The organism is Marinobacterium sp. LSUCC0821, from assembly GCF_012848475.1.
Lineage (GTDB): Bacteria > Pseudomonadota > Gammaproteobacteria > Pseudomonadales > Balneatricaceae > Marinobacterium_E.
In genome coordinates this window covers 2,005,661-2,019,948 of the sequence record NZ_CP051666.1, presented here as the reverse complement: position 1 = coordinate 2,019,948, position 14,288 = coordinate 2,005,661, and the positions used below count along the sequence as shown (strand labels likewise).

The window sequence follows — 14,288 nt, the reverse complement described above, 5'->3', positions numbered from 1 at the left end:
TCTCCTTACCAAGGGATGGTGGATCCATCCCAGGCTAAAAATTGGCCCGATTTGCCGCCACGCTGCTGATCCAGCAGATCTAATAATTTATTGGCAACAAACTCAGTTGAAAATAGTTTACCCTCCGGCACCCTTGCCTGAAAGGGTTTAGATAGGGGTGTGTCGGTTGTGCCGGGATGGAGTGCTAAAAGCTGTGCCTTGGGATGGGTTCTCGCCAACTCAACTGAGGCCGTTTTAATCAACATATTCAGCGCGGCTTTAGAGGCACGATAGCCATACCAGCCACCTAACTGATTGTCCTCGATGCTCCCCACCCGAGCGGAAATAAAAGCGATTTGAACGGCCGCATCGCGAGCTACAAGGGGCATTAATTGAGCCAAGAATTGTATGGGCGCAATTGCGTTTACCTGCATTACCTCACTCATCCAGGCGACATCTAGCTCACGAAGCGACTTCTCGGGACGCTGCCCATCACGGTGCAGCAACCCTTGTGCAAAGATGATTCTGCTGGGTGTAAAGGACTCTGATTTTAGCTTTTCAACAGTATCTGCAAATGCTGCTGGGTTGAGCAGATCAAGGGCCAGTTGCGAACTCTGTTGAGGCTTGCGAGCAGTCGAAAACTGGCGCTGATCGGGGTAACGCATTGCACTTAAGCTAAGTAACGCTCGACCAATACCACCACTACCAACCACTAAAAGATCTGACATATTAAATCTCCATCACTGGCAACTTCTACGTCAAAAATTAGCAATCAGATGCAGAGAGATATCAGTTATGCGATGCGCCGCTTCTCAAGTCGAAGAGAGTAACTCAGGGTAACAACCAGAATGATCAACGAACCAAGAATGACACCTGGCCAATGCCACTGTTTCCAGAATGGCTGCAGATAGAATCCACCCAAACTTGCCCCAACATAGTAGAAGACCAAGTAAAGAGATGACGCACTCGCTTTCGCATGCGTTGCCTGCTTGCTGACCCAGCTACTTGCCGTAGAGTGGCAAAAGAAGAAACCAAAACTGTTAATTAAGAATCCGATAATAATCATAACGATAGACTCAGAGAGAGTGACGCATGAGCCAATCATCAAGATAACAATACCCAAGCTCATAGCTCGCGGCTGAGGCAAGAAATCTGAAACCTTACCGGAAATAGCCGAACCGAAGGTGCCCGTTAGATAGGTCAAAAAGAGCATACCCAAGAAACTTGCCGGCAGATTGTAAGGAGCATCCGCCAATACGAAGGTGATGTAAGAGTACTGGTTGATAAAGATAAAGAAGTTCAAACCACCGATGATGTAGGCGCTTAACAGCATGGGATTGCTCAGGTGGGCACCCATCGCTTTAACAATTACTCCTACTCTAAGAGGTCGCGACTCAAATCGTTTAGATCTCGGCAAAAGGTAGATAAAGGCCAGTACGCAAAGAAGGCTAATGCCGCCCATAACGAGGAATGCACCTTGCCAGCCAAGGTATTCACCAACAAAGCCACCGATTAAACGTCCACCGATACCACCCAGAGTGTTGCCACCGATATAGAGCCCAACCGCAAGTGAGAGTGCCCTTGGGGTAAACTCGTCGTTCATGTAGGCAATTGCAATAGCGGGTAGGCCACCTAGCAAAAGCCCTTGTAGACCACGCAGCAACAGAAGCTGGTTGTAACCCTCAACAAAGCTTAGTGCAAAACCACACACCATGACTCCGGCTAGCGTGATAATCATAATGCCGCGCCGGCCTAGTGCGTCTGAGAGTCCGCCATAGATCAGTAGCGAGAGACCCAACATGGCCGTGGTGATAGTAAAGGTCCAACTCGATTCGAGTGCAGATACACCAAACTCGCGCGCCAAGGTCGGCAGCAGTGGCTGGGTAAGGTAGACGTTAGCAAAAATCATAAACGAGCCAAGACAGAGAGCTGCAGTAGCTCGCCAGTACTCGCGACTATTGGCTTCAATCATTCTTAGATGCGATCCATGCTTAGGGAATGTTTCATTGCGCGAAGCCTACTCCTTTCAACAGCTAATAGCTAATTTACGAAATTCACTCTATGATGGCGCCCTCAAATATTTAGGAGATTGTCATGTTGACAGTAAATTCTTACTTCGACGATCAGGTTAAATCGATCGGTTTTGAAGGCACTGATGGCCGCGTATCTTCTGGCGTAATGAACCCAGGTGAATACACTTTCGGCACAAATGAGGCGGAAGTGATGAAAGTGACTCACGGCGAATTGATCGTGAAACTTCCAGGCTCAGACGAGTTCGTATCCTACCCTGCAGGTTCTCAGTTCAGCGTACCAGCGAACTCATCTTTCGACCTTCAGGTTCCAGTAGCAACTGCTTACCTTTGCTACTACGGCTAAGCTCTCTGCTTTAGCTTCGCCACCTAAGCTGCCAAGCCAACTCTGGATTGGCAGCTCTATTTTACCCTTCTCTATTTTTTCTCAACTTTTCTTCAACTTCACCTGAAAATATTTCGCCCAATACTATTGGATAAAATCTAAACACTCCGCGCTTTGTGCTATACTCGCCGGCCTTAAATTTATGGCCGATACGGCAAACCTTTCGTAACGAGAGCAAAAATGAGCAAAGAGACTTCCCTCGATAAAGGCAAGATTAAGATCCTTCTTCTAGAAGGTGTTCACCAGTCAGCGATTGATACCCTGCACGCTCAGGGCTACACCAACATCGAGAGCCACACCGGTTCGCTACCTGAAGAAGAGCTTCTAGAGCGCATCGCAGATGCACACTTTGTTGGCATTCGTTCACGAACTCAGCTTACTGAGAAGGTATTCGATGCTGCTGAGAAACTGGTTGCTGTTGGTTGTTTCTGTATCGGTACTAACCAGGTTGACCTTCGTGCAGCGACTGAGCGTGGTGTAGCGGTATTCAATGCACCTTACTCAAATACTCGCTCTGTAGCAGAACTAGTACTTGCTGAAGCGATCATGCTACTTCGCGGTATCCCAGAGAAGAACGCGGTTGCTCACCGTGGCGGCTGGCAGAAGACAGCTAAAAACTCTTACGAGATTCGCGGCAAGAAACTTGGCATCATCGGTTACGGCAGCATCGGCTCACAGCTCTCTATCCTAGCTGAAGGGCTTGGCATGGAAGTGTACTACTACGATGTAATCACCAAACTGCAGCTTGGTAACTCAACTCAGGTCGGCTCATTGAATGAGCTATTGGGCATGTGTGACATCGTTTCACTACACGTACCAGAGAGTGCTTCTACCAAGAACATGATGGGTAAAGCTCAGTTTGATGCGATGAAGCAGGGTTCAATCCTAATCAACGCAGCACGCGGTACTGTGGTCGATATCGATGCACTGTGCGATGCACTTTCAAGCAAGAAACTGCTTGGCGCTGCAATCGACGTATTCCCAGTTGAACCTCGTACAAACGATGATGAGTTCATCAGTCCACTACGCGAATTCGACAACGTAATCCTTACACCACACGTGGGTGGATCTACGATGGAAGCGCAGATGAATATCGGCTACGAAGTGGCAGAAAAGCTTGTTCGCTACAGCGACAACGGCTCATCTATCACCTCTGTTAACTTCCCAGAAGTTGCACTTCCAGAGCACACCAATGCGCACCGTCTACTGCACGTTCACCGAAACGTGCCTGGCGTACTATCTAAGATCAACAACGTCTTCTCAGAAAACGGCATCAACATCTCTGGTCAGTTCCTACAGACTAACGAGAAAGTTGGCTACGTTGTTATCGATGTAGACGCAGACTACTCTGAAGTTGCATTGCAAAAACTAGGCGAGATCGAAGGCACTATCCGCTGCCGTCGTCTTTTCTAAGTTTTATCGCTTTATGAAAGCCCAGCCATAAAGCTGGGCTTTTTTATGCCTAAAATTGGCAAATGTTTCCACATAATGAAACAGACCAGCATATTTTCATAATATGAAACTGAACATTTCACACCTTTGACTAAAGGTGGGTTACATATATAGCCATGCACGCTATTGTTGCTATGCACAAATTTTCGAGATCTCAGAAATTTAAAATCTGAGGTATCCCAATAAAAATTCGGGAGTCTTTATGATTCAACGTACAGAAGTAAACGGCCTACAAGTAGCCACAGAACTCTACAACTTTGTTAACAGTGAAGTACTGCCAGGTACCGGCGTCAGTGTAGAGAATTTCTGGAGCGGCTTCGCCTCTATCATCAATGACATGGCACCACGCAACCGTGCGCTATTGGCTAAACGTGATGCAATCCAAGAGCAGATGGACGAGTTCTACCGCGCTCACCCAACAGGTTATGACTTTGCTGAGTACAAAGCGTTCCTGCAGGAGATCGGCTACCTTGTTCCTGAAGGCCCAGACTTCAAAGTAACAACATCAAACGTCGATCCAGAGATGGCTACGATGGCGGGCCCTCAGCTTGTAGTACCTGTCATGAACGCACGTTTCGCACTTAACGCTGCTAACGCTCGTTGGGGTAGCCTATACGATGCTCTATACGGCACCGATGCAATCTCATCTGAGGGTGGCGCTGAAGCTTCTAAAGCATACAACCCAGTACGTGGCGCCAAGGTTATTGCCTTTGGCCGCAAATTCCTTGATGAGGCAGCTCCACTAGCGTCTGGCTCACACGCCGATGTTACAGCTTACAGCGTTGCTAATGGTTCACTAACTGCAACCGTTAATGGTGCAGCGGTTGGCCTTAAAGATGCAGCTAAGTTTGTCGGCTACCGTGGTAGCGAAGCGGAACCGGAGTCGATCCTTCTTACCAATAACGGCCTACACTTCGAGATTCAGATCGACGCTTCAAGCCAGATCGGTTCTGAAGACAAAGCGGGCGTGAAAGACATCGTGTTGGAAGCGGCCCTAACCACCATCATGGACTGTGAAGACTCTGTTGCGGCAGTTGATGCTGAAGACAAAGTGGTTGTTTACCGCAACTGGCTTGGTCTAATCAAAGGCGACCTAAGCGAAGAGATCAGCAAAGGTGGCCAGACCTTCACTCGCTCTATCAACGGCGATCGTGAATACACTGGTAAAGATGGCAGCGCGATCGCACTAAAAGGCCGTTCGCTAATGTTCGTACGTAACGTAGGTCACCTAATGACCAACAACGCGATCATCGACGCGCAGGGTAATGAAGTACCTGAAGGCATCATGGATGGCATGATCACCTCTACAATCTCTATCCATGACGTTAAACAGCAGGGTCGTTTCAACAACACGGTAACGGGCTCTATCTACATCGTTAAACCTAAGATGCACGGTCCTGAAGAGGTTGCTTTCACAAACGAACTCATGGGTCGTATCGAAGATGCCCTAGGCCTTGCGAAAGACACGATCAAAGTCGGCATTATGGATGAAGAGCGCCGCACCACTGTTAACTTGAAAGAGTGTATTCGCGCTGCAAGCTCACGTGTTGTATTCATCAACACTGGCTTCCTTGACCGTACCGGTGACGAGATTCACACCTCAATGGAAGCGGGCCCAATGATCCGTAAAGGCGACATGAAAGCCGCTTCATGGATTTCAGCATACGAGAACTGGAACGTTGATACAGGTCTTGCTTGCGGTCTTTCTGGCCGTGCTCAGATCGGTAAAGGTATGTGGGCTATCCCAGATCAGATGGCGAACATGCTAACCCAGAAAATTGGCCACCCAATGTCAGGCGCAAACACTGCATGGGTTCCATCTCCAACAGCAGCTGTACTGCACGCGCTTCACTACCATCAGGTTGATGTATTCGCGCGCCAGCAAGAGCTAACTAAACGTGAGCGTGCATCACTGGATGACATCCTAACTGTACCAGTTGAGCGAAACCCACAGTGGAGCGCTGAAGAGATTCAGGCAGAGTTGGATAACAACGCTCAGGGTATCCTTGGCTACGTTGTACGTTGGGTTGATGCCGGTATCGGCTGTTCGAAAGTGCCAGACATCAATGATGTTGGCCTAATGGAAGACCGTGCAACACTGCGTATCTCAAGCCAGCACATCGCTAACTGGATTCGTCACGGCATCTGCACTAAGGAGCAGGCACTGGAGACTCTGAAACGCATGGCTGCAGTCGTTGACCGTCAAAACGCTAACGACCCAACTTACATTCCACTATGTAACGACATCGACAACAACATCGCATTCAAAGCGGCTTGTGACCTTGTTATCGATGGCTGCAAACAGCCAAATGGCTACACAGAGCCAGCACTGCATGCTCGCCGTTTAGAGCTTAAAGCAGCTCAGTAATCGACATAAGTGCAACAAAAAACGGGCCATAAAGGCCCGTTTTTATTTTTAACTACTATTAAAATCTGATGGTGACTTTTGCTCCTAAAGCAGACACCGTATTGTCGGTCAGCGAATTACTCGCAGGTGCGCCTGTATAAGTTACATCACCCAGTTTGGTGTAGTTATATCCAGCAGCAATTTCAAAATTCTCTAAAGCATACTTCACACCCAAAGAGACACCCTTGTAACCATTATTCACAGTAAAGAGACTAGTCGTTGTCGAACTGCCTTCTGGCTCCCAGTTGTAACTTATAGATCCTGAAATAGAGTCAGTAAATTTTCGACCAAGGCCGAGCGAGTATTCAGTCGAGTCTTTAAAAGCAGATGTAGACCCAGATTGACCAAGTAGAGCCGATTCAGTATCTGCCACAGATAACTGCGAAGCACTCCATTTACCTTTGTGAATGGAACCGAAAAGTAGGGTATTTTCAGCAACACCTGTTTGGAAATTTAGAGTAAGGTATTCAGCCAAACCACCTGTACTTTGATCTGTTGAACAAGCTGCAACACCCGTCATGCCACAAGTTGTTTGCATTGATACAGATGACTTACCTTGGTAAATAATCTCGGCTCTAAGTGCAATTTCTGGTTTTTCAAAGGCTATCGTTAAAATTGGAACAATATCACTATCTGAGTTAACTTGAGGATCTGATGCTGCCGCAGCTGCTAATGCACCTGCTTGTTGATCAGAGGTATTTGCTGTTTCTAAGGTTCGCCCATTTAATTCAGCAGTAGCTTTAGTTATTGCATTCGCGATAGTTAAACGAAAAATATCTGCATTGTTAACTTTAAATTTATCATGTCGTGCACCTGCTGTGACGCTCACGCTTTCGTTTAAGGTAAAAGTGGATAAAAATGCTAAAGAGTCAGATGTTAAATCAACTTTTGGTCCAAAAGTGTTAACCGATGTAAGTCCACCAGCTCCCTGATAATTGACATGAATCGCACCCGAATCGTAGGCGGTTAAACCCAAAGCGAGCTTTTCGTTAACTTGATATTTTGCAGAGAAATTAGAGGCGCTTCGATCCCCGATCAGTGAGCTAGTTGTTCCGAAGGCACTGCCATTGACACTGAAGTCTTTTCGGACGCTACCAAAAGATATGAGGTTGCCCTTGTCGTACATAAACGATGTATCTAAGCGCGCATTTTCAAAACCGCCCGCATTTGCCTTTGATATAGCAAAAGCTAGTAGACCAATAGAAAGGTTTAGTTTGTTCATTATTATTCTCTTTATTTAAGTTTTGATTAGAACTGATTAGCGAAATATTGCCAGAATGAAGCGATCAATTAACCAACAGCCTACTCAAACCCAATATTCCGTTTCAGATTGCAAAAATCACTTAATTATTTGACGCAAAGGGGATGGAGTCCTGCTTGATAGATCCTTTCATTTTTTGAGCCACTCACAAATTTCGCTATCAACACTCCAAGAGTTAGAATATCGCCTCTTAGGGGTAGGAAAGCATCAATGCATCACTTTAACGCCGTTGTATTAGCGGGCGGACAATCCTCGCGAATGGGGCAAGATAAGGCACTGCTTGAGATCGATGGCGAGTCGCTGTTACTGCGTTCTCAGAGAATTCTTGCGGAACTAGGCGCGAACTCTGTGGCTGTTTGCCGAAACGATGGTGCTGAGCGATCTATTCAAGATATCTATCCCGATAGCGGTCCCCTGGGCGGGATACATGCGGCTTTGATGACGAACAGTGCATTACCGACCCTGGTAATACCCGTCGACCTGCCATTAATTGACACCGGCGATCTAAACGAATTGATTCAACTCGGCTTTGCGAACCAGTGCAGCTCGCACTTCACAGAACTCTACATCCCAATATTTATCTGGAATCCAGCGGCGATTTTAGAATCGCTTACCGCGCGGCTTGAGGAGGGAAAACGTCTTTCGTTACGCAGTTTTTTTGAGTCGCATACGCGCGCTGAGGTTACCCTCAAGGATGAAACAGCGCTGGCTAATGCCAATACGCCGCAAGAGTGGCAGGCAATTTTAGAGCAAGCTAACTAGGCAGCTTGCTCAAGCTTAGCAACAGCAAGCTTCGCAGTTGCACTCAGTTCTGAACCGTCCGCATTAAGATAGGCAACAATCTCAGCTTTCATAGCGCGTGACCAGAAGCGTGAGAGGTGCTGAGTAACTGCTGCTGCCGTCGCCTCCTCTGACTGCCCAGAGGTGATATTGGCCGCGATTTGATTCGCCATCAGAATTAAATTTGGTAGCTGATGAGAAGACATAATTAACTCTCCGATTTGGGTTCGTTATAGATAACCTGTCTGCCAGGTCGAGCGAACCCCACTAAATAAATTCCAGCCTGGGTAGCAAGTTCACAAGCCAACGCTGTAGGTGCAGAGACAGTCACCAAGTTTGAAACACCCAGAGCCGCAGCCTTTTGAATAATCTCGTAGCTGCCTCGGCTTGAGATCAGAACAAAGCCGTTAGTTGGATCCAGTTTTTGGCAGCTGATATAGCCCAACAACTTATCCATCGCATTGTGGCGGCCAACATCCTCATAGACCTTTAGGATCTCACCAGAAGCCGCGCACCAAGCGGCTGCATGAGCACCACCCGTCGCTGACTGCAGCGGTTGATACTGTTCGAGTTGACGCACTGCCTGATCAATATTCTCTGCAGTTAGACTAACGCCTCTCATGACCTGTTTGACAGGCCTAATAGCCTTGTCTAACGACTCAATGCCGCACAACCCACATCCGGTTCGACCCGCCATGGCTCGACGATTCTCACCCATTTTTTGCGCACACTCGGAACTGATCTCGATATCCAGCTCATAGGCGGTACCCATCTCAATCTTCCAGGTATTCACCTCTACACCGTAGATCTGATCTAAGCGCTCTACTAGCCCCTCAGAGAGGGCAAAGCCATAGGCGAACTCTTCAAGCGAGTCGGGTGTGAGCATCATCACTGCGTAAGAGATGCCATTGAATACCACCGCAACGGGGCACTCCATGGCGACCTGATCGGAGGCAAGCACAACACCCTGAACTTGGCTCCAACGACTTACTCTGCGATCAGCTAGCATCAGTTACTCTGCAGCTGTGGCTGATTCAAGGAACGCTTTCTGGCGCTTATCGAACTGACGGAACTCCGCTTGCCAATCCGACTCGCCCGTTACCTTATTCACCTGCACTGCAGTGACCTTGTACTCAGGGCAGTTAGTAGCCCAATCTGAGTTATCGGTTGTTACCACGTTTGCACCAGAACTTGGGTGGTGGAAGGTGGTATAGACAACACCCGGCTGCATGCGGTCAGAGACAAGTGCTGGCAGCACTGTAACACCTACACGGCTAGCGATACTGACGCTATCACCGGTCTTAATACCGCGATCTTCTGCATCGATTGGATGAATCTCAAGTCTGTCTTCGTGATGCCACTGCTGGTTATCGGTACGGCGCGTCTGTGCACCTACGTTGTACTGACTTAGTATACGTCCTGTTGTCAGTAGCAGCGGGAAGCGACGGTTAGAGCGCTCTTCAGTTGGCACGTACTCAGTAATCGCAAAGCGCGCCTTGCCGATTGGGAACTCCTCGATATGCATGATTGGCATGCCATTCGGGAACTCATCATTACATGGCCACTGAATACTTCCCTGCTCTTCCAGACGGTCGTAGCTCACCCCTTTGAAGGTTGGAGTTAGCAGCGCAATCTCATCCATAATTTCAGATGGATGCTGATAGTTCATTGGGTAGCCAAGTGCGTTGGCGAAGCCCTGAGTCACCTCCCAATCTGCCAACCCTGCTAGCGGTTTCATCACGCGGCGAACACGGTTGATACGACGTTCAGCGTTGGTGAATGTGCCATCTTTCTCTAAGAAAGAGGAACCCGGAAGGAAGACATGTGCGAACTTCGCTGTCTCATTAAGAAAGATATCCTGAACCACAAGACATTCAAGTGAACGAAGAGCCGCTTCAACGTGTGCCGTATTAGGGTCTGACTGGGCGATATCTTCACCCTGCACATACATCCCTTTGAACACACCATCGAGAGCTGCATTGAACATGTTAGGGATACGCAAGCCTGGCTCGTTATCCAACTGCACACCCCAAACAGCCTCAAAGCGAGATCGCACAGCATCGTCTGAGACATGCTGATAGCCTGGAAGCTCATGCGGGAATGAACCCATATCACACGAGCCCTGTACGTTGTTCTGGCCACGTAGCGGGTTAACACCCACACCTAAACGACCAATGTTACCCGTCGCAAGTGCAAGGTTCGCAATACCCATAACCATGGTTGAACCCTGTGAGTGCTCAGTCACACCTAAACCGTAGTATATAGCACCGTTACCAGCTTTAGCGAAGGTACGTGCTGCTTCACGCATCTCTGCAGCAGGTACGCCGGTAATCTCTTCCACCTCTTCTGGTGAATGCTTAGGATCCGCTATATGCGTACGCCACTGTGCGTAACTACCATCATCACAACGCGATGCAATAAAGTCGTGATCTTCCAGACCTTCAGTCACGACAACGTAAGCGAGCGCATTAATCAGCGCCACGTTGGTGCCTGGACGAAGTTTCAAGTGGTGAGACGCTTTGACATGGGCACTCGCCACCAAATCAGTAGAGCGCGGGTCAGCCACGATCAAAGAGGCACCCTCACGGATACGACGCTTCAACATCGAACCAAATACAGGGTGTGCATCGGTCGGGTTAGCGCCAATCACAAGTACCGCATCGGAGTGCAGAACTGACTCAAATGTCTGTGTACCTGCGGATTCACCCAGCGTTGCTTTCAAACCAAAGCCGGTCGGCGAGTGACATACACGAGCACAGGTGTCGGTGTTGTTGTTACCGAAACCTGCACGAATCAATTTCTGTACTAGGTAGGTCTCTTCGTTGGTACAACGCGATGAGGTGATACCACCCACACTTTCGCGACCATACTTAGCCTGAATGGAGCGCATCTTGTCTGCAGCATATTTGAACGCCTCATCCCAAGAGACCTCCTGCCATGGCTGATCAATCGAATCGCGAATCATCGGTTTGGTGACACGATCACTGTGAGTCGCATAACCAAAGGCAAAGCGACCTTTGACACAGGAGTGACCCATATTCGCTTCACCGCCCTTGTAAGGGACCATACGAATCAACTGGTCACCTTTCATCTCCGCTTTAAACGAACAGCCGACACCACAGTATGCACAGGTCGTCACGACAGCGTGCTCTGGCTGGCCATGCTCAATCACTGATTTTTCAGTCAGGGTTGCTGTAGGACAGCTCTGTACACAGGCGCCACAAGAGACACAATCTGAGTCCATAAAATCTTGTTGAACACCAGCAGTCACTTTTGATTCGAAACCACGATTTCCAATGGTCAGTGCAAATGTTCCCTGCACCTCTTCACAGGCACGAACACAGCGTGAGCAGACGATACATTTGCTCGCATCGAAGGTGAAATAGGGGTTTGAAGTGTCCTTAGGTGCGTCGAGGTGGTTCTCACCATCAAAGCCATAACGCACTTCACGCAGTCCAACAGCGCCAGCCATATCCTGTAGTTCACAGTTACCGTTGGCTGGACAGGTGAGACAGTCGAGCGGGTGGTCGGAGATGTAGAGCTCCATAATGTTACGACGAAGTTTGGCGAGCGCCGGATTCTGAGTCGTCACGCGCATTCCAGACTCTGCAGGCGTCGTACAAGAGGCAGGCTTGCCACGGCGCCCCTCGATTTCCACTGTACATAAACGACATGAGCCAAAGGCTTCCAAGTTATCACTGGCACAGAGTTTTGGAATCTGAATACCAATCTCGGCAGCGGCACGCATTACAGAGGTACCCTCAGGCACAGTGACTTCGAAATCATCAATCCAAAGGGTTACTTTTTTATCTGACTGACGCTTAGGGGTACCGAAATCTTTATCAGCTTCGAAGTATTGAACGGTCATTTTGAACCCTCCGCAGCAAAATCTTCAGGGAAGTGACGAACTGCACTCATAACCGGGAACGGTGTCATACCGCCCATGGCACATAGCGAACCATCCACCATGGTTTCACATAACTCTTCAAGCAACTCGAGGTTAGCCGCTCTATTTTCGTTGGCACGAATTCTATCGATCACCTCAACACCACGTGTTGATCCAATACGACAAGGGGTACATTTACCGCACGACTCAGCCACACAAAACTCCATCGAGAATCGTGCCTGCTCAGACATATCAACATGGTCATCAAAGACTACGACACCGCCGTGACCCAACACCGCCTGCTTGGCAGCAAACGACTCGTAATCCAGTGGTGTATCCCATTGTGACTCAGGCAGGTAGGCACCCAAGGGTCCGCCCACCTGAACAGCTCGCATAGGACGACCCGTATAGGTACCACCACCAAAATCATCTAACAGGCTTTTTAGTGATGGTCCGAAACCGAGTTCAACCAAACCACCGCGTTTAATGTTGCCAGCTAACTGAAACGCCAGAGTTCCGCGCGAGCGGCCAAATCCAACCTCAGCATAAGCGGCTGCTCCTTCACGCAAAATAAACGGAACAGCGGCCAAGGTAAGAACGTTATTGACGATTGTCGGCTGGCCAAACAGACCTTTGATTGCTGGCAGTGGTGGTTTAGCACGTACCATGCCTCGCTTGCCTTCAAGACTCTCCAGCAGCGCAGTCTCTTCACCACAGATGTAGGCTTTAGCACCTAAACGCACTTCAAGATTGAATCGACGGCCAGAATCTAAAATATTGTCACCAAGTAGGTTGGCTTGTTCAGCAATTGAAATGGCCGCATTCAAAATACGGTGTGCTTCTGGGTACTCCGAACGCAGGTAGATGTAGCCCTGTTCTGCACCCACAGCCATTGCCGCAATCGTCATACCCTCAATCAATTGATACGGGTCTGCTTCCATCGCTAAACGGTCAGCGAAGGTACCTGAGTCACCCTCATCGGCGTTACAGACAATGTACTTAGTCTCACCCTCATCCGCGGCAACATCGTGCACCGTCTGCCACTTAATACCCGTAGGGAAAGCAGCACCGCCACGACCACGCAAACCAGACTCTTTAACCTGATCTACAATCGCCTGACCCGACATTGCGAGCGCATTACGCAAACCGACATAACCACCAGTTGATTGGTAGAAAGCGAGTGACAGTGGGTCATCTAAACCAGCGCGCACAAAAGAGAAGCGCTGCTGATTTTTCAAATAGGGGATCTCTTCAACCAGACCCTCACAAAGAGGGTGAGATTGATCAGCAGATAAAAGAGCATCGATAAGTGTTGTGTCTAACTTATCAAAAGTAACTGGACCAAAACCGATACGGCCAGCCTCAGTCTCCACCTCGACCAATGGCTCTAACCAGAACAGGCCTCGAGAACCATTGCGCACCAACTCAACTTGGGCACCAGACTGATTAGCTGCATTTTGGATGAAGCCTGCTGCCTGGTCTGCCCCCATCGCTTTAGCTGTCATATCCTGAGGGACAAAACACTTAACCATTTTGCACCTCCAAAGAGCGTATTTTTAGACCTTCCATAAGCGCATCAAACTGCTCAGGCGTCACGCGCGCATAGGTTTGGTCATCGATGCGGATAGAGGGTGAACAAGCGCAATTACCTAGACAGTAGACAGGCTCAAGAGTGACCTCGCCATCCGAAGTAGTCTGGTGGTAATCAACGCCTAAGCTAGCTTTAGCGTGTGCTTCAAGTGCACGACCGCCCATAGACTGGCAAGACTCAGCACGGCAGATTTCAACCTGGTGAGCACCAACTGGAGTCGTTCTGAACTGGTGGTAAAAACTGATTACACCATAAATTTCAGCGCTGGATTGGTTAAGCGCCTTTGCAATCAGCTCGATCGACTCAGGCGGTACATAGCCGAGTTGACCCTGAATCTCATGCAGAATAGGTAGGAGAGCACCGGGCTTATCGTTAAGAGAAGCAAGCGTCGCAACGACAGCAGACTGCCACTGCGCTTCTGTCAGTGATGAAGGGATTGCAGAGCCCTCCAAATATGCATTTTTATTCATATTTAATCGCGATATTTAGGGTGAAATTTCAATGAATGCAATTTAAC

At 48.7% G+C, this 14,288-nt stretch carries 12 protein-coding genes; 4 read left to right on the top strand and 8 right to left on the bottom strand.

The annotated features are described in order from the left end of the window. Positions 1-5 precede the first annotated feature (5 nt). Together HH196_RS09810 and HH196_RS09805 are read right to left on the bottom strand one after the other, a co-directional pair. The gene (locus HH196_RS09810; protein WP_169451940.1) at positions 6-707 is read right to left on the bottom strand and encodes an SDR family NAD(P)-dependent oxidoreductase; all 702 of its coding nucleotides are present in this window, start codon (positions 705-707) and stop codon (positions 6-8) included. 65 nt (positions 708-772) lie between these two features. Further along, a complete protein-coding gene (locus HH196_RS09805) occupies positions 773-1,951 on the bottom strand; it encodes an MFS transporter (protein ID WP_169451939.1) in 1,179 nt (392 codons plus the stop codon). A gap of 122 nt (positions 1,952-2,073) precedes the next feature. Between HH196_RS09805 and HH196_RS09800 the strand changes: the two genes are divergently transcribed. The 3 genes from HH196_RS09800 to HH196_RS09790 all read left to right on the top strand — a co-directional run bounded on the left by HH196_RS09800 (position 2,074) and on the right by HH196_RS09790 (position 6,214). Next, positions 2,074-2,355: a pyrimidine/purine nucleoside phosphorylase gene (locus HH196_RS09800; protein WP_169451938.1), complete on the top strand. Its 282-nt coding sequence runs from the start codon at positions 2,074-2,076 to the stop codon at positions 2,353-2,355. A 219-nt stretch (positions 2,356-2,574) separates the two neighbouring features. After that, positions 2,575-3,807, top strand: coding sequence for a phosphoglycerate dehydrogenase (serA, locus tag HH196_RS09795; RefSeq protein ID WP_169451937.1), 1,233 nt, complete (start codon positions 2,575-2,577; stop codon positions 3,805-3,807). A gap of 241 nt (positions 3,808-4,048) precedes the next feature. Next, positions 4,049-6,214 carry a malate synthase G gene (locus tag HH196_RS09790; RefSeq protein ID WP_169451936.1) on the top strand — a complete coding sequence of 722 codons (2,166 nt, stop codon included), beginning with the start codon at positions 4,049-4,051 and terminating at the stop codon, positions 6,212-6,214. A gap of 58 nt (positions 6,215-6,272) precedes the next feature. Here HH196_RS09790 and HH196_RS09785 read toward each other — a convergent pair whose 3' ends face one another. Beyond that, entirely contained in the window at positions 6,273-7,475 is a 1,203-nt protein-coding gene (locus HH196_RS09785) for a hypothetical protein (protein ID WP_169451935.1), read from the bottom strand. Between the two features lie 249 nt (positions 7,476-7,724). Here HH196_RS09785 and HH196_RS09780 point away from each other — a divergent pair, with 249 nt between their 5' ends. Then, the gene (locus tag HH196_RS09780) at positions 7,725-8,276 is read left to right on the top strand and encodes a molybdenum cofactor guanylyltransferase (RefSeq protein WP_169451934.1); all 552 of its coding nucleotides are present in this window, start codon (positions 7,725-7,727) and stop codon (positions 8,274-8,276) included. Here the strand turns inward: HH196_RS09780 and HH196_RS09775 are convergent. The 5 genes from HH196_RS09775 to HH196_RS09755 are packed head-to-tail and all read right to left on the bottom strand — an operon-like array spanning position 8,273 to position 14,241. After that, on the bottom strand, positions 8,273-8,500 hold the full coding sequence (locus HH196_RS09775) for a formate dehydrogenase subunit delta (RefSeq protein ID WP_169451933.1): 228 nt from the start codon (positions 8,498-8,500) through the stop codon (positions 8,273-8,275). The genes HH196_RS09780 and HH196_RS09775 overlap by 4 nt on opposite strands. Before the next feature lie 2 nt (positions 8,501-8,502). Continuing rightward, positions 8,503-9,303, bottom strand: a complete 801-nt coding sequence (fdhD, locus tag HH196_RS09770) for a formate dehydrogenase accessory sulfurtransferase FdhD (protein WP_169451932.1) — start codon at positions 9,301-9,303, stop codon at positions 8,503-8,505. A gap of 3 nt (positions 9,304-9,306) precedes the next feature. Beyond that, positions 9,307-12,162 (bottom strand): formate dehydrogenase subunit alpha, encoded by a 2,856-nt coding sequence (gene fdhF / locus HH196_RS09765; protein WP_169451931.1) that lies wholly within the window; start codon positions 12,160-12,162, stop codon positions 9,307-9,309. After that, positions 12,159-13,712 carry an NADH-quinone oxidoreductase subunit NuoF gene (locus HH196_RS09760; RefSeq protein WP_169451930.1) on the bottom strand — a complete coding sequence of 518 codons (1,554 nt, stop codon included), beginning with the start codon at positions 13,710-13,712 and terminating at the stop codon, positions 12,159-12,161. Before HH196_RS09760 ends, fdhF begins: the two co-directional genes overlap by 4 nt. Further along, complete coding sequence (locus HH196_RS09755) at positions 13,705-14,241, bottom strand: formate dehydrogenase subunit gamma (RefSeq protein ID WP_169451929.1); 537 nt, start codon at positions 14,239-14,241, stop codon at positions 13,705-13,707. Before HH196_RS09755 ends, HH196_RS09760 begins: the two co-directional genes overlap by 8 nt. Between the last annotated feature and the right edge of the window lie 47 nt (positions 14,242-14,288).